The sequence below is a fragment of the Pseudomonas sp. LS2P72 genome (genome assembly GCF_054897865.1).
Map to the genome: position 1 here is coordinate 1,105,644 of NZ_CM142708.1, position 15,682 is coordinate 1,121,325.

Here is a 15,682-nt window from a genome sequence, read left to right on the forward strand (position 1 = left end):
AGCAGCGGCTTTTTTGTGCGCGCCAGACGCGCAACGCTGCAGCGTCCATCAAGGCGTCGGGATAAAAGGCGTGCCATCGCAATAGAAGTTCCCCGGCAAAACACCCCTGACCGGTACGGCCACCGGGGCTGACCGAATCGCTTGCCCCTGCGCATTGAGCGTCGTATAGAAGACGTACATTACCCCTCTGCCGATCAGGCCCATGGTCAATGGATACGGCACGTTCAAGGTCTGACCCAGCGTCGCAGCGTCGGCTGACAGCAGGGCAGAGACGGTGACTGGCGGATTGATCAGCGTCGAGCCATCGTCCTGTCGACTGAGTGAACAGTTCACAGTAACCGTCGCATTGGCCTGCAAGAGCACCGAGGGCGGGATAAATACCTCAATGAAACGGTTGGAATAGGGCAGGTCGCTGGGTTGCGGGGAGTTGCAGGTGAGATTGCCGTTGTTCAGGTTTCTCACCACTGGCGGCAGCAACTGCATGAAGGTCGACAGATTGAAGATCAGATTCCTGGCGACCAGCCCGTCGAAGTTTACCCCGCCACTGGTGATCCTGAACCTGACGGAGGCCGGCGTATCATTGGGGGCTCCCTGAACAGCGGTTTGCACGCGTGCCACAGGGACCACCAACCGCATCGGCAACGGCTGCCCGGCATACACAACAGCCACCGTCGCCAGCGTACCGATGAGCACCGTGATGGAGTTGCCAATCTGCAAACCGTCGACACTGTCCAGCCACACCTCCATCCCGGCTGGGGTGATGTCAGCCAGGGTCACCGTGTTGTCTGGCGCAATAGCTTGCGTCACCCGCGGCACGGGAATATTTGAAGGCGTTATTTGAACCGCGACCCTGACTTCAAGGATCAATGAGTCTCGAGCGCGATTGCCTGCTCGGTCCATAAGGCGGTAGATCAGCTCGCCAGTGCCGCGGGTACGAAAAATTTCCGCCGGGACGGCGATAAATCGATCGGCCGGAGAATCGGGCAAAGTAACAACCGGCGGAACGGCATAAGAAACCTCCCTGTGACTATTAGTGTTTCCGTAGTAGGGCACGTAGCGCAGGCCAATCTGGTTATCGATTTCGGGGTGCGGTGGCATCCGGAACATGACGGGGTCGTTGGCGAGCAGATAAGCCTCGGTGATCAGCGCAGTGTCGAGGTTTTCCGGTAGCCGCGGGGGTGGCGGTGTGATGGTCAGGTGGCCAAAAGGTGCAGTCTTCTGAATCAGCAAGCGGGTGCTGGCGGTGGCGCTCAGTAAATTGTCGCCGTCATCCAGAACGTACGTGAGCCGGTACTCGCCTTCACTGCCTACGTTACGGCGCGGTACAAGCACCTCGAAATCCCCGGCGGGATACGCTGCCATTTGATGGTAGGCAATGATTTCATACTCACCCGGAGACGGTAACTCTACGCATATCCGGATAATGGGGCGCGACCCGGCGGGACCGGGTTGTGGCAATGCCGGGATGCCAATACGCAGGTCACGTGCCGTCGCGGCCAGGGGAATCAAGCCGCCGGAATTGGGTATGGCTTCCACCACGCTCAGCGGTCGCAGCCTGGGTATCGCATCACCAATCGGAGCAGGTGAAGTGGTGCTGACTGCCTCGATAATTAAGTCTTCCATATGTGTCACTCCTGTGAGGTTTGGACGACACTCTCCTATCCCGAAAGTGATGGTCGGGCTCCAGTGAGTGGTACAGGGAATTAAACGCCGTTAAAACACCGGCCGATACTGACAGAACTGACAGTTGCAAATGGCGCGCATGTTGCGTAAGGCGTGGTGTTGCCAAGCACCAAGCTCTGAAGGCTTTCCTGCTCCGGCGATCCAACATCTGTAAAAAAGCCATGGTTGATCGATCTGCTGGCTATCAGCCACTTTTTTCTGAAATACCTGGCAAATCGCTCAGAAAAACCGAATTCCTGCCGTTATAGAGGGTGCGGTGTGATGCAGATCACATTGCGAGTGCTTAACTGCGCCAAGTGAAGGCGCAATGCCATCTTTGATTTGCCCGGGCCGGAGCTCAACCCCTTGCCGCGTTCTTCTGCTGTTCATATCAACCATTTCCTGCCGTCGCTGGTCCTGTTACTGGCGGGGCTTGCCGCGGCCTACGTCAAAGATCTCAACGTATTCTTCACGTCATTGTTCAACGTCCTGCCGACCTTGGTCCTGCTGCTTGGCGGGTCGTACTGTGCGGTTTATCGGCGACAGCGCGAGCTGTTCCTGATGGTCACGGTTTACATCGCCTACTTCCTGCTCGACACCCAGACCGACTATTACCGCGACAACGGCAAGGTTCGTGAAGACGCCGCTGTGGTGTTCCATTTGTGTTGCCTGCTGTTGCCGCTGCTGTTCGGCATCTTCGCCGCGTGGCAGGAACGCACTCATTTGTTTCAAGACATGGTGGCGCGGTTCGCAGTGTTGCTGGCCTTCGGTAGCGTGGCGTTGGGGCTGGAACAAAGTTACCCACAGGCGCTGTTGATGTGGCTGTCGGAGATCCGCTGGCCAGCGTTGCATGGCGCCTGGATGAGCCTGATCCAGTTGTCTTATCCCGTGTTCATCGCCTCGTTTGTGTTACTGGCCTGGCAATACTGGCGCAACCCGAGACCCTTGCATGCCGCCCAATTGGTGGGCTTGCTCGGGTTGTTCTGGATGTTGCCGAAAACCTTCATCCTGCCGTTCACCCTGAACATCATGTGCAGTCAGGTGATGTTGATGATTGCCGCAGCGGTCGCCCATGAGGCCTATCAAATGGCTTTCCGCGACGAGCTTACCGGCCTGCCGGGGCGCCGCGCCTTGAATGAGCGGATGCAGCGGTTGGGGCGCAATTACGTGCTGGCGATGAGCGACGTCGATCACTTCAAGAAATTCAACGACACCCACGGTCACGATGTCGGCGATCAGGTATTGCGACTTGTCGCCAGCAAGCTGTCGAAAATCGGCGGAGGCGGTAGGGCGTATCGCTACGGCGGTGAAGAATTCGCCCTGGTGTTCGCAGGCAAGACCCTCGAAGAGTGCATGCCGCACCTGGAAGTCATCCGCGAGTCCATCGCCACCTACAACATTCAACTGCGCAATCAGGACAGCCGTCCTCAGGACGACCAGCAAGGTCGTCAGCGTCGCGCAGGCTCGGGCGCCACAAGTGTGTCGGTCACCGTCAGCATCGGCGTGGCCGAACGACTGGAGCAGCGCACTCCCGAAAAAGTGCTCAAGTCCGCGGACGAGGCGCTCTACAGTGCCAAAGGTGCCGGGCGAAACTGTGTGGTGGCTTTCGGTCAAAGCCGTCGTGGCGCGGTGCGCATGGACGCCGCTAATGATTGAGTGATGATGGCGCATTCAGCGTCTGGACTGTGATTGTGAGGCCGGGGGCGCGGCAGTAGGTTTGGGGAATCTGCTGCCGGAGAAATGACCATGCCTGAGTACAAAGCTCCCCTGCGCGACATGCGCTTTCTGATCGACCACGTCTTCGATTTTCACAGCAATTACGCCGCGCTGGGCGCCACCGATGCCAGCCCGGACATGATCAATGCGATCCTCGAAGAAGGTGCAAAGTTCTGTGAGAACGTTCTCGCACCGCTGAACCGCAGCGGCGACGAAGAAGGCTGCCATTTCGACAATGGCGTGGTGACTACACCTACAGGCTTCAAGCAGGCCTTCGCACAATACGTTGAAGGTGGCTGGCATGGTCTGGCGGCTGATCCGGTTTACGGTGGTCAAGGTTTGCCGAGCTCACTGGGGCTGGTGATCAGCGAAATGGTCGGCTCCAGCAACACCTCCTGGGGCATGTACCCCGGCCTGACTCACGGTGCAATGTCGGCGATCCACGCCCATGGCACTGAAAAACAGAAACAGACTTACCTGAGCAAACTCACCGCAGGCCAATGGACCGGCACCATGTGCCTGACCGAGGCCCATTGCGGCACTGACCTGGGCATCATCAAGACCCGCGCCGTGCCTGCGGCTGACGGCAGCTATGCGATCTCCGGCAGCAAGATTTTCATCTCTGCCGGCGAGCACGACATGAGTGAAAACATCATTCACCTGGTGCTGGCGAAACTGCCAGACGCGCCAGCCGGGACCAAGGGCATTTCCCTGTTCATCGTTCCTAAATTCCTGCCCAACGACGAAGGTGAGGCGGGCGAGCGCAACGGCGTTTCCTGTGGCTCGATCGAACACAAAATGGGCATCAAGGCCTCGGCTACCTGCGTGTTGAACTTCGACGACGCCAAGGGTTTCTTGATCGGTGAGCCGAACAAGGGCCTGAATTGCATGTTCACCATGATGAACCATGCACGGCTGGGCACCGGCATGCAGGGCTTGTGTCTGGGTGAGGCGAGCTTTCAAGGCGCAATCAAATACGCCAACGACCGACTGCAGATGCGCGCGCTGACCGGCCCGAAAGCGCCGGAAAAACCAGCCGATCCGATCATCGTTCATCCTGACGTGCGCAGGATGTTGCTGACGATGAAAGCCTTCAACGAAGGCAATCGGGCGCTGACTTATTTCACTGCGCAGTTGCTGGACGTGGCACATCTGAGCTCGGATGAAACGACGCGTCAGGATGCCGAAGACCTGCTGGCGTTCCTCACGCCAATCTGCAAAGCCTTCATGACCGATACGGGACTGGAAGTGACCAACCACGGCATGCAGGTGTTCGGTGGTCACGGTTTTATCCGCGAGTGGGGCATGGAGCAGTTGGTACGCGACTGCCGCATCGCTCCGATCTACGAAGGCACCAACGGCATTCAGGCGCTGGACTTGCTTGGTAGAAAAGTCCTCGGCAGCCAAGGGAAATTGCTGCGCGGGTTCACCAAAATCGTTCACAAGTTCTGTGCGGCAAACGCCGGACATCCGCAACTTGCCAGCTACGTGGCGCAACTCAACGACCTGAATCAGCAGTGGGGGGAGGTGACCGCCAAGGTCGGCATGGCCGCGATGAAAAATCCGGATGAAGTCGGCGCGGCTTCGGTGGATTACCTGATGTACAGCGGTTACATCATCCTTGGCTATTTGTGGCTGCGCATGGCACTGGTCGCTCAGGCGCAGCTCGATTCGGGCAGCGGCGATGCCGATTATTGCCAGGCAAAACTGGCAACCAGCGAGTTTTACTTCAAGCGTTTGCTGCCACGCACGGCGGCTCATCGGGCGGCCATCGAGGCGGGCAGCGATTGTCTCATGAACCTGCCTGCGGAGTTATTCGCACTATAGTGTTTCAAGCCGACGTAAAAGAGCCCGCCTGGTTGCGGGCTTCTTTAATGGTTCGCTTTTCAGTGACTAAAAATAACAAAACGGTCATGAGCTGACCCTATGTGTCGTAAAAGTTGTTGGGTTACACTCGAACCCAACGAAAGCACCACTCCTACGAATCACCTGTTTAGATCTTGCGAGGTTTGCCATGGCTGACTACAAAGCGCCCCTGCGCGATATGCGCTTCGTCCTCAATGAAGTGTTCGAGGTCGCCAAACTCTGGGTCGAGCTACCTGCGCTGGCCGAGACTGTCGATGCTGAAACGGTCGAAGCCATTCTCGAAGAAGCCGGCAAGGTCACCAGCAAAAGCATCGCGCCCCTGAGCCGTTCGGCTGACGAAGAAGGTTGCCATTGGGCGGACGGTGCCGTCACCACGCCGGCAGGTTTCCCACAGGCTTATCAGACTTACGCGGAAGGCGGTTGGGTCGGTGTCGGTGGCGATCCGACCTACGGCGGCATGGGCATGCCCAAGGCTGTTTCGGCTCAGGTCGAAGAAATGGTCAACTCCGCCAGCCTGTCGTTCGGTCTGTACCCGATGCTGACCGCGGGCGCCTGTCTGTCGATCAACGCCCACGCCAGCGAAGAGCTGAAAGCCGCGTACCTGCCGAACATGTACGCTGGCGTCTGGGCCGGCTCCATGTGCCTGACCGAGCCTCACGCCGGTACTGACCTCGGGATCATTCGCACCAAGGCAGACCCTCAGGCCGACGGGTCCTACAAAGTCAGCGGCACCAAGATCTTCATCACCGGCGGTGAGCACGACCTGACCGAGAACATCATTCATTTGGTACTGGCCAAACTGCCGGACGCACCGGCGGGTCCGAAAGGTATTTCGTTGTTCCTGGTGCCCAAGGTCATGGTCAATGCCGATGGCAGCCTCGGCGCACGAAACCCGGCGACTTGCGGTTCGATCGAACACAAGATGGGCATCCAGGCGTCCGCGACCTGTGTGATGAACTTCGACGAGGCCGTCGGTTACCTGGTCGGTGAGCCGAACAAAGGCTTGGCGGCGATGTTCACCATGATGAACTACGAGCGTCTGGGCGTCGGCATCCAGGGCCTGGCCTCTGGTGAGCGCTCGTACCAGAACGCCGTCGAATACGCCCGCGACCGTCTGCAAAGCCGTTCGCCGACTGGCGCGCAGAACAAGGACAAGGTCGCTGACCCGATCATCGTCCACCCGGACGTGCGTCGCATGTTGTTGACCATGAAAGCCTCGAACGAAGGCGGTCGTGCCTTCTCGACGTACGTGGCCATGCAACTCGACACCGCCAAGTTCAGCGAAGACGCCATCACCCGCAAGCGCGCGGAAGATTTGGTGGCCTTGCTGACCCCGGTGGCCAAGGCGTTCCTCACCGACCTCGGGTTGGAAACAACGATTCACGGCCAGCAGGTTTTCGGCGGTCACGGTTACATCCGGGAGTGGGGCCAGGAGCAACTGGTGCGCGACGTGCGCATCACCCAGATCTACGAAGGCACCAACGGCATTCAGGCGCTGGACCTGGTCGGACGCAAGATCGTCGGTACTGGCGGGGCGTTCTACAACCTGTTTGCCGACGAGATCCGTCATTTCACCGCGACCGCCAGCGCTGATCTGGCCGAGTTCACCAAGCCGCTGAACGATGCCGTGACCACCCTCGACGAACTGACCATCTGGCTGCTCGATCGGGCGAAAAGCAACCCGAACGAAATCGGGGCTGCCTCGGTCGAGTATTTGCAGGCATTCGGTTACGTGTCGTATGCGTACATGTGGGCACTGATGGCCAAGGCCGCTTTTGGCAAAGAGGCGCAGGACGATTTCTACGCGAGCAAATTGGGCACGGCGCGGTTCTATTTCGCACGCCTGCTGCCGCGTATTCACTCGTTGAGCGCGTCGGTGAAGGCTGGTAGTGAGTCATTGTTCCTGCTGGATGCAGGCCAGTTCTGACATTGTAACGTCATGTAAGTATTCTCTTACATGACGTGCTGCTCTTCTCCCATAGATGAAGATTGGATCCACAGCTAATCTACTTCACATGGACGTCGCGCAGGAAGCGCAAAGCAACAACACGGACACGTAGGATTCTGCCAGGACGGCGGAGTGAAATGGATGTCAGGGAAACAGTCTGCAAAGCCCCGCTTCGGCGGGGTTTTCTTTTGTCTGCAGAAAAGTGCTCAGCTCATTTTCATCCAGTGTTTGCGCGTTATCTGAACACCAGCGCCTCGACGGTTAAACAATGGGAAGCGGGAGACAAGCACCCCAGCGGCATGGCGTTGAAGTTGCTGAGCATCGTTCAGAAACACGGCCTTGAGATACTGGCCTGAAGAACCGCACTGAACCCTGACGAGCGGTAAAGGTCGATTAGCTGTAGGCTCGCACGAGCCAACTTTAATCAGGAGCTGACCCCATGGACTTTATTCGCATCATCATCGCCATTCTGTTGCCGCCACTGGGTGTGTTTCTGCAAGTCGGTTTCGCCGGGGCGTTCTGGCTGAATATTCTGCTGACGCTGTGCGGTTACATCCCCGGGATCGTGCATGCGGTGTATATCATCGCCAAACGCTGAGTTTCGCGGCGCCCGTTAGATGGCTTTCGCGAGCAGGTCGAATCGTCGCACCGTCGCTCCCACAATGGATCTGTGGTGTACAGAAATTCCTGTGGGAGCGAGCCTGCTCGCGAATGGGCGACACAATTCCTGCACGAGCCGCAGACTTCAGCCCGCCAATTCCATCACCCGCCGATAAAACAACCACTCCTGCTCCAGCGCATGGGCCTGATTGCCGGCCTTGCGAAAGCCATGGCGTTCGTCGGCGTAGTAATGCGCTTCAACCAGAATGCCGTTGTGTTGTAGCGCCGTGACCATGTCGCGGGTCTGTTGTGGCACCACCACAGCGTCCAGTTCACCCTGAAAGAAAATCACCGGTACACGGATGTTGCCTGCGTGCAGCAACGGCGTTCGAGCGGCGTAGCGTTCGGCATCCTGCACCGGGTCGCCGATCAGCCAATCCAGATAATCCCCCTCGAACTTGTGAGTCGTCCGGCCTAGCGCCACAGGATCACTGACGCCATACAGGCTGGCGCCGGCGCGGAAGACTGTGTGGAAGGCCAGCGCGCACAGTGTGGTGTAGCCGCCAGCACTGCCGCCGCGAATAAACGCCTTGTCGCTGTCGATCAGTCCGCGTTCGGCAAGATGAGCGACGACAGCGCAGGCATCCTTCACGTCCACTTCGCCCCAGCTCAAATGCAGCGCTTGTCGATAAGCCCGACCATAGCCACTGCTACCGCGGTAGTTGAGGTCGGCCACGGCGAAACCGCGTTGCGCCCAGTACTGGATACGCGGATCGAGCATCGGGTAGCAGGCCGACGTCGGGCCACCGTGGATAAACACCACCAGAGGCGGTTTCGCAACACCGGTCATCGCTGGATAGAAGAAGCCGTGTGCCTCGCCCGAACCGCTCGGGTAGCGCAGGGTTTGCGGGACGCTGATCTGCTCGGCAGGCAACGGTGCGATACCGCCAGCCAGTGTTTTGACCTGCCGGGTCTGGCGGTCGATGGCAATGACTGCCGATGAACTGACTGGCGAAGCGGCGATGCAGTAAATGAACTGCTCATCCAGTGCGAGAGAGCGGAAGCGGCTGTAATTACCGGTGAAATCTTCACGGGTGCTACCGCAAAGCCCCAGTCTGCCAAACCCGTCTTCGGTCCAGCTCGCCAGATAGCGGACTTCGCTCAGCGGCAACCAGGTGCAGCCACCCAGCTGCCACGGCGCTGGCCCATGATCCGCTGCGGCACTCGGCAGCGGGCTCAAGCCGTCTGCCGATTCCACCCAAGGCTGCCAGTAGCCGCCGCGATCAGTCAGGCAAAACAGACGACCGCTGGTATCGAATCTCGGTTGTTGCAGGGATTCCTCAGCGTCTTCGCCTGCCAGGCAACGCGGCGGAGCAAAACGGCCATTGTTCTGGCGTTCGGCAACCATCAGGCGAGTCGCGGTCCATGGCTGATCCGGGCGGCTCCACTCGATCCACGCCAGTCGTTGCGCGTCGGGACTCAAGGTCGGCGCGGCATAGAAGTCGGCGCCTTCGGCCAGCAGATGACGTATTCCGTCAGCCAAATCGATAGCCACCAGACGATGCCGGTCGCGGTTTTCTTCAACCGCCAATACTTGCCCGTCAGCGAACTGCAGATCGCCGTATCGGCATTCGCCTGAGCTCAGCAACTCTGGTGTCTCGCCGGCCAGCGATTGCCGATACAGCTGTTGGTCCGCCTCGTTGACGAAGACTATCCCGTCATCGGTCAGACAGAACGCGCCGCCGCCGTATTCGTATACCCGGCTGCGCACACTGAAACCCGCTGGCGTCAGGCAGTGCGCCAGGCCGTCACGCCAATGCCAGATTCGGCAGGCGGCGTCCTCGGGGCGGTACTCGTTCCAGAACAAGCCATGTGGGCCGACCTGCAACTCGGCGAAGTCGATGCCGGCCGCAACAGCCCTGGCAGCGCTGAAGGGTTCAGCTTTTAGCGATGAGTCGTGAATTTCGTTCATTGCGAAAGGCCAGTTGTTCGATGGTCTGGGTCGCGTGTTCGGCTTCTTCGCGAGCCTTGAGGATCACGCCGTGATGTTCGGACTTGCTGCACACCGGGTCGGCGTTGCTCGCGTCCCCCGTGAGCATGAATGCCTGGCAGCGACAGCCGCCGAAGTCTTTTTCTTTCTCGTCGCAGGAACGGCACGGCTCGGGCATCCAGTCGTAACCGCGAAAGCGGTTGAAGCCGAACGAGTCGTACCAGATGTGCTGCATGCTGTGGTCGCGCACGTTGGGAAACTGTACCGGCATCTGTCGGGCGCCGTGACAAGGCAGGGCGGTTCCGTCCGGTGTGACGGTCAGAAAAATACTGCCCCAGCCATTCATGCAGGCTTTCGGGCGCTCTTCGTAATAATCCGGGGTGACGAAAATCAGCTTGCACGGATGCCCTTCGGCTTCGAGTTTGGCGCGGTATTCGTTGGTGATGCGCTCGGCGCGGACCAGTTGTTCCTTGGTCGGCAACAGACCGACCCGGTTGAGCTGCGCCCAACCGTAGAACTGGCACGTGGCGAGCTCCACAAAGTCCGCCTCAAGGGCGATGCACAGCTCGATGATCCGGTCGATCTTGTCGATGTTGTGCCGATGGGTCACGAAGTTCAGCACCATCGGATAGCCGTGGGCTTTCACTGCGCGGGCCATTTCCAGCTTCTGCGCAAAGGCCTTTTTCGAGCCGGCCAGCAAGTTGTTCACTTGCTCGTCGCTGGCCTGGAAGCTGATCTGAATGTGGTCCAGGCCGGCCTTCTTGAAGTCGCTGATTTTCTGCTCGGTCAGGCCGATACCGGAGGTGATCAGGTTGGTGTAGTAACCCAGCTTGCGCGCCTCGGTGATCAGCTCGGCGAGGTCCTGGCGCACCAGCGGTTCACCGCCGGAAAAGCCCAATTGCGCCGCGCCCATCTCCCGTGCTTCGCGGAACACCTTGATCCACTGCTCAGTGCTGAGTTCTTTGCCTTGCTCGGCGAAGTCCAGCGGATTGGAGCAATACGGACATTGCAGCGGGCAGCGATAGGTCAGCTCGGCCAGCAGCCACAGCGGCAGGCCGATTTCGGGCTTGGGCGGTAACTTGTCTGACGCGCAATCAGGCAAGTTCGATCCAGTGCTGAGCACGGGCGACCTCCATGAATTGCTCGATGTCGTCACCGAGTTCGGGCACGCCGGGGAACTGCGTGTCCAGTTCGGCGATGATTGCCGCGACGTCACGCTCGCCGTCGATCAAACCACCGATCAGTGCGGCGCTTTCGTTGAGTTTGATCATGCCTTCCGGGTAGAGCAGCACATGACCTTTCTGCGCCGGTTCGTACTGGAAGCGGTAGCCGGTACGCCAGGTCGGGGTCTTGCTGCGATCAAAACTCATAAGGTGATTCCTTTATGCCAGACCCGTTGCTCGGTCACGCTGCGATACGGCGGGCGTTTCAGTTCATAGGCCATGCTCATGGCATCGAGCATGCTCCAAAGAATGTCCAGTTTGAACTGGAGAATTTCCAGCATGCGCTCTTGGCCGACCCGCGTCGTGTAGTGCTGCAAAGTGATCGCCAAGCCGTGTTCCACGTCGCGACGTGCCTGACCCAGGCGGGTGCGGAAATACTCGTAACCAGCCGGATCGATCCACGGGTAATGCTGCGGCCAACTGTCCAGGCGCGACTGGTGAATCTGCGGCGCAAACAGTTCGGTCAGCGAGCTGCTGGCGGCTTCCTGCCAACTGGCACGGCGGGCGAAGTTGACGTAGGCATCGACGGCAAAACGTACACCGGGCAGTACCAATTCCTGCGAGCGCAGCTGATCCGGGTCGAGGCCGACGGCCTGGCCCAGGCGCAACCAGGCTTCGATGCCGCCGTCTTCGCCGGGGGCGCCATCATGGTCGAGCAGGCGCTGAATCCACTCACGACGAATCTCGCGGTCCGGGCAGTTGGCGAGGATCGCGGCGTCCTTGAGCGGAATGTTCACCTGATAATAGAAGCGGTTGGCGACCCAGCCCTGGATCTGCTCGCGCGTTGCCCGGCCTTCATACATCGCCACGTGATACGGGTGATAGATGTGGTAATAGGCGCCCTTGGCGCGCAGGGCTGCTTCGAACTCGGCGGGGGACATTGCTGTGTCAGTCATTTCGGTTCTCCGCGAACAACTGTTGAATTCTTTGGTGTTTATTCGGACGTCATCGCGAGCAAGCTCGGCTCCTACAAAAGCGTGCCCTGTAGGAGCTGAGCTTGCTCGCGATGGGGCCATCCGCTACAGCACAATACTCATGCCGTCATACGCCACTTCAACATCACGCCGAGCCAGTTCTGCACGCTCTGGCGAATCCTCATCGAGAATCGGGTTGGTGTTGTTGATGTGGATAAGTACTTTGCGCTGGTTGGGCAACTGTTCCAGCACTTCCAGCATGCCGCCGGGGCCGTTCTGCGCCAGGTGGCCCATTTCCCGACCGGTGCGGGTGCCGACGCCACGGCGCTGCATTTCGTCGTCATCCCACATCGTACCGTCCACCAGCAGGCAATCGCTGCCGGCCATAATCTCCAGCAGCGGTGCGTCGACCTTGCCCAGGCCCGGTGCGTAGAACAGTTTGCCGCCGGTGTTGAGGTCTTCAACGATCAAGCCGATGTTGTCGCCCGGATGCGGGTCGAAACGGTGCGGTGAATACGGCGGAGCAGCGCTGCGCAAGGGCAGAGGGGTGAAGCGCAGGTTCGGGCAGTCCGGGATGGTGAAGCTGCGGTCGAGCTCAATCTGGTTCCAGGTCAGCCCGCCGTTCCAGTGGTTCAGCATGGTGAACAGTGGGAAACCGGTGCTCAGGTCTTCGTGGACCATGTCGGTGCACCAGACCTGGTGCGGGCAACCTTCGCGCAGGCTGAGCAGGCCGGTGGTGTGGTCGATCTGGCTGTCCATCAGGATGATCGCGTTGATGCCGGTATCGCGCAGGGCGCGGCCCGGTTGCATCGGGGCGAAGCTCTGGAGCTGGGCGCGGATGTCCGGCGATGCGTTGCATAACACCCAGTTCACGCCGTTATCGGAAATTGCGATGGACGACTGGGTCCGTGCCTGGGCGTTCAGGCTGCCATCGCGAAAACCGGCGCAGTTCACGCAGTTGCAGTTCCACTGGGGGAAACCACCGCCAGCGGCGGAACCTAGAATCTGGACAAACATGGCCGCTCCATCATACGAAAACTGAAAATAAAAACGCCTCGGCGAGCCGAGGCGTTGCACTGCGCTACAAAAAGATTAGCGGCTGGCGAAGTACATGGTGACTTCAAAGCCGATACGCAGGTCGGTGTAAGCAGGTTTGGACCAGGACATAGGAACGCTCCTTCAGGTGATGGGACAGTTGAGATCTATACATATAGTCCACCTCCAGCCGGAGATGTTCAGATAGTTAGGTGGCTATGTTACTCAAAATTACAGGACGATTGGCCGGGAAACTTTGAGAAAGCTAATTGCAGTACCGGTAATGATCATTTTGCCGCTTGCCAAGGCGAGCCCGGGCAAGGTGCGCTGGCCAGACAGCGCCAACCGCCTTCGGCCTGATTCAGTCGTTGTGCGGCGGCCAGTAACGTTTCGCGGTTGATCATCAGAATTGCCTGAGGCAGTTGAGTCAGATATTCCGACGAGTGGCCGGCCAGTTTGCCCTGCCAGAGCAGTTCGGCGGCCTGCGCATTGGGCAGTGCCGCGCTATCGAATTGATCGGTCAGTGCCTGGCGCTGCTCGATGAAAGTCTGGTCATTGATATCGCCGATCATTCCGGCCAATCCGCTCAGGAAATGTTCGATGTGTTCCAGCAGATCCAGCGGGGCGACGCTGGGTGATTGCACGCCGAACAACAATCCTGTTTGCCCATGGACCTGCCGCAGGGCGCTGAATACCGCATAGCCGAGTTGCAGTTCTACCCGCAGGCGTTGGTAAAACGGCGTCTGGCAGAGGTGAGCCAGCAAGCGCCAGGCGGCTTCGTCAGCGATGTTTGCAGTTGCGGTCGGGCAGAAGAGCAACAAGGCGTGTTCGCTGGACCCGGTATCGACCGCGCTCCACGAATGCTGCGCGTTTATCGGGGTGGGCGGCGTCAGTTGATTGTCCGCAGTGCCGGGCACACGACTCAAGGCAAGGCCCATCGCCGCTTGTGTCTGGGTGGACAGGCCGGTCGCCAGACCATCCCAGCGTGCGCTCGACCAAAGCTGCATCAAATCGTCCGAGTCAGCGGTGCGCTCAATGCAGTGATCGGGCAGCGCTTTAAGCAACTGTCGAATCGGCATCAACGCAATGCTCGGCGGCTCTTCTTGCGAGAAACCGGCATCAGGGTTTGTCAGTTCTTTCAGCGCGTGCTCGAGGATGGTCGGCATCGGTTCCTGTAACCCGATCATTTTCAGCAGCCATTCATTGCCTGATGTGCTGAAGGAAAAATCGACACCCGCCTGACAAGCGTCTTCACGCAACGGCTGAAGGCGGTTTTCCAGGCTCATCTGAACGTTGCTGCGAGGTGCCGAGTCCAGACGCCAGCGCAGGTAAACGGCACCTTCGGCACTGTTATCCGGCAACGCCTGACTGAACTGCATGGGCGAACGTTCACGACGACCGCGTGAGCGATCCTGGGCAAAGGTCCGTAAGCCTCGATGTTTGCTCGTCTGGCCGCGGATCAGTCCGGCGCTCGGGGCCGCAGCCTCGACGCGTAAAAACGGATTAGGTGTTGGCAGTTGCCATTGGCCGGTGAAGTTATCCACAGTGCCGATTTGTTTCAGGACCTCCTTGAGGGCTGCAACGCCCGATTCGGATAACCCGCCTTCACGCTGTTCACTGTCCAGTCGGGCCAGTTGCAGGGCGCTGCTGACTTGCTGCTGACGTTGCAGCAGGGCGGCGTATTCTTCGCGCAACCCGGTCCAGGGTTGCTGTGAGGCAAAGAATCCAAGCCAATCCAGTAGCCGTTCGCGGATCCCGTTGGGCGTCGCGTTGGCAGGCAACGTGAACTCGATGTGCAACAAAGCCTGGCCGGCGAATTGATACAGTGGCGCAGCTTTCAGGCTGTCAGCTAGCTCGCGCTCGCGCAATTGCGCCAGCAGGCCACCGGGTTTCGCGGCGTTCAGCCAATGACTCAGGAACGCCAGCGCCTCAGGCGATGAATCGGGCAACGCGTCGAAGGCAAACAGCAGATCCAGTCGACGTTCTCCAGCCTGTTGATAACTTTTGTCCGAAGAATCCATTAGCGATGTAGGCGCTTGTTGCGGGACCTTTTCCCCTACGGGAATAGCAGCGCTAAAGTGCTGAGCCATCGCCCTCAACTCATCGAGACTCTGCGGCCCGGTCAGGCTCAAGGTCATCTGCCCGGTCTGATAAAACCGCTGATAGAAACCCTGCAAGGCTTGCTGAAACTCAGGTTGCGGTACCGGCAGGCTGTAGCGGTTACCGGCATGAAACGCCCGCAGTGGATGCGCGGCTGAAAGACCGTCGAATAGCGCGAATTGCTGCTGAGCGGTCGTATCCCGCGACCATGCGACAAATTCTGCGTGCAGCACTTCCCGTTCCCGCCGCTGATCGTCCGGATTCATACGCGGATGAGCGAGCATGTCCGACAGGCGCTCCAGTCCCCCGGTAAACGCTTGAGGCGGTAACTCGAAAAAGTAGTCCGTGGTGCGTTCGCTGGTCCGTGCATTCACCTGACCGCCATGACCCTGGACGTAGGCCATCAGTGCTTGGTTCGCAGGGAAACGCTCTGTACCGAGAAACAGCAGGTGTTCGAGAAAGTGCGCCAGTCCGGGCCAGGCCAGCGGCACGTCATGGCTGCCCGCCCCGACGCGCAACGCCGCAGCACTGCGCTTCAAATTGGGAACATGACGCAGCGTCACCCGCAGACCGTTGGCCAGGGTTTCAGTGTGAAGGTGAGGGTGATTCAGCGCAGGCATGAGCACTT

General features: G+C 59.2%; 12 protein-coding genes and 1 pseudogene. 5 read left to right on the top strand and 8 right to left on the bottom strand.

Annotated features, from left to right (window positions below; genetic code table 11):
• Positions 1-48: 48 nt before the first annotated feature.
• The gene (locus ACYZUA_RS05015) at positions 49-1,623 is read right to left on the bottom strand and encodes a hypothetical protein (protein WP_461962294.1); all 1,575 of its coding nucleotides are present in this window, start codon (positions 1,621-1,623) and stop codon (positions 49-51) included.
• 405 nt (positions 1,624-2,028) lie between these two features.
• Between ACYZUA_RS05015 and ACYZUA_RS05020 the strand changes: the two genes are divergently transcribed.
• From ACYZUA_RS05020 to ACYZUA_RS05040, 5 genes and pseudogenes are all read left to right on the top strand, one after another.
• A complete protein-coding gene (locus ACYZUA_RS05020; RefSeq protein WP_461962295.1) occupies positions 2,029-3,318 on the top strand; it encodes a GGDEF domain-containing protein in 1,290 nt (429 codons plus the stop codon).
• A 90-nt stretch (positions 3,319-3,408) separates the two neighbouring features.
• Positions 3,409-5,205: an acyl-CoA dehydrogenase C-terminal domain-containing protein gene (locus ACYZUA_RS05025; protein WP_461962296.1), complete on the top strand. Its 1,797-nt coding sequence runs from the start codon at positions 3,409-3,411 to the stop codon at positions 5,203-5,205.
• Positions 5,206-5,392: 187 nt separating this feature from the next.
• Complete coding sequence (locus tag ACYZUA_RS05030) at positions 5,393-7,171, top strand: acyl-CoA dehydrogenase C-terminal domain-containing protein (RefSeq protein ID WP_461962297.1); 1,779 nt, start codon at positions 5,393-5,395, stop codon at positions 7,169-7,171.
• 242 nt (positions 7,172-7,413) lie between these two features.
• Positions 7,414-7,548 (top strand): annotated as a pseudogene (locus ACYZUA_RS05035) (helix-turn-helix domain-containing protein); the annotation flags it as partial.
• A gap of 83 nt (positions 7,549-7,631) precedes the next feature.
• Positions 7,632-7,790 carry a YqaE/Pmp3 family membrane protein gene (locus ACYZUA_RS05040; protein ID WP_007904205.1) on the top strand — a complete coding sequence of 53 codons (159 nt, stop codon included), beginning with the start codon at positions 7,632-7,634 and terminating at the stop codon, positions 7,788-7,790.
• A gap of 147 nt (positions 7,791-7,937) precedes the next feature.
• Here ACYZUA_RS05040 and ACYZUA_RS05045 read toward each other — a convergent pair whose 3' ends face one another.
• From ACYZUA_RS05045 to pqqF, 7 genes are all read right to left on the bottom strand, one after another.
• Complete coding sequence (locus ACYZUA_RS05045; RefSeq protein WP_461962298.1) at positions 7,938-9,764, bottom strand: S9 family peptidase; 1,827 nt, start codon at positions 9,762-9,764, stop codon at positions 7,938-7,940.
• On the bottom strand, positions 9,730-10,884 hold the full coding sequence (pqqE, locus tag ACYZUA_RS05050; RefSeq protein WP_461963880.1) for a pyrroloquinoline quinone biosynthesis protein PqqE: 1,155 nt from the start codon (positions 10,882-10,884) through the stop codon (positions 9,730-9,732). Before pqqE ends, ACYZUA_RS05045 begins: the two co-directional genes overlap by 35 nt.
• Complete coding sequence (gene pqqD, locus ACYZUA_RS05055) at positions 10,877-11,152, bottom strand: pyrroloquinoline quinone biosynthesis peptide chaperone PqqD (protein WP_461962299.1); 276 nt, start codon at positions 11,150-11,152, stop codon at positions 10,877-10,879. The genes pqqE and pqqD overlap by 8 nt, the downstream gene beginning before the upstream one ends.
• On the bottom strand, positions 11,149-11,901 hold the full coding sequence (gene pqqC, locus ACYZUA_RS05060; protein ID WP_461962300.1) for a pyrroloquinoline-quinone synthase PqqC: 753 nt from the start codon (positions 11,899-11,901) through the stop codon (positions 11,149-11,151). The genes pqqD and pqqC overlap by 4 nt, the downstream gene beginning before the upstream one ends.
• Before the next feature lie 123 nt (positions 11,902-12,024).
• Entirely contained in the window at positions 12,025-12,936 is a 912-nt protein-coding gene (gene pqqB, locus ACYZUA_RS05065) for a pyrroloquinoline quinone biosynthesis protein PqqB (RefSeq protein ID WP_461962301.1), read from the bottom strand.
• 75 nt (positions 12,937-13,011) lie between these two features.
• Positions 13,012-13,086 carry a pyrroloquinoline quinone precursor peptide PqqA gene (gene pqqA / locus ACYZUA_RS05070; protein WP_009045898.1) on the bottom strand — a complete coding sequence of 25 codons (75 nt, stop codon included), beginning with the start codon at positions 13,084-13,086 and terminating at the stop codon, positions 13,012-13,014.
• Between the two features lie 155 nt (positions 13,087-13,241).
• Positions 13,242-15,674: a pyrroloquinoline quinone biosynthesis protein PqqF gene (pqqF, locus tag ACYZUA_RS05075; protein ID WP_461962302.1), complete on the bottom strand. Its 2,433-nt coding sequence runs from the start codon at positions 15,672-15,674 to the stop codon at positions 13,242-13,244.
• Between the last annotated feature and the right edge of the window lie 8 nt (positions 15,675-15,682).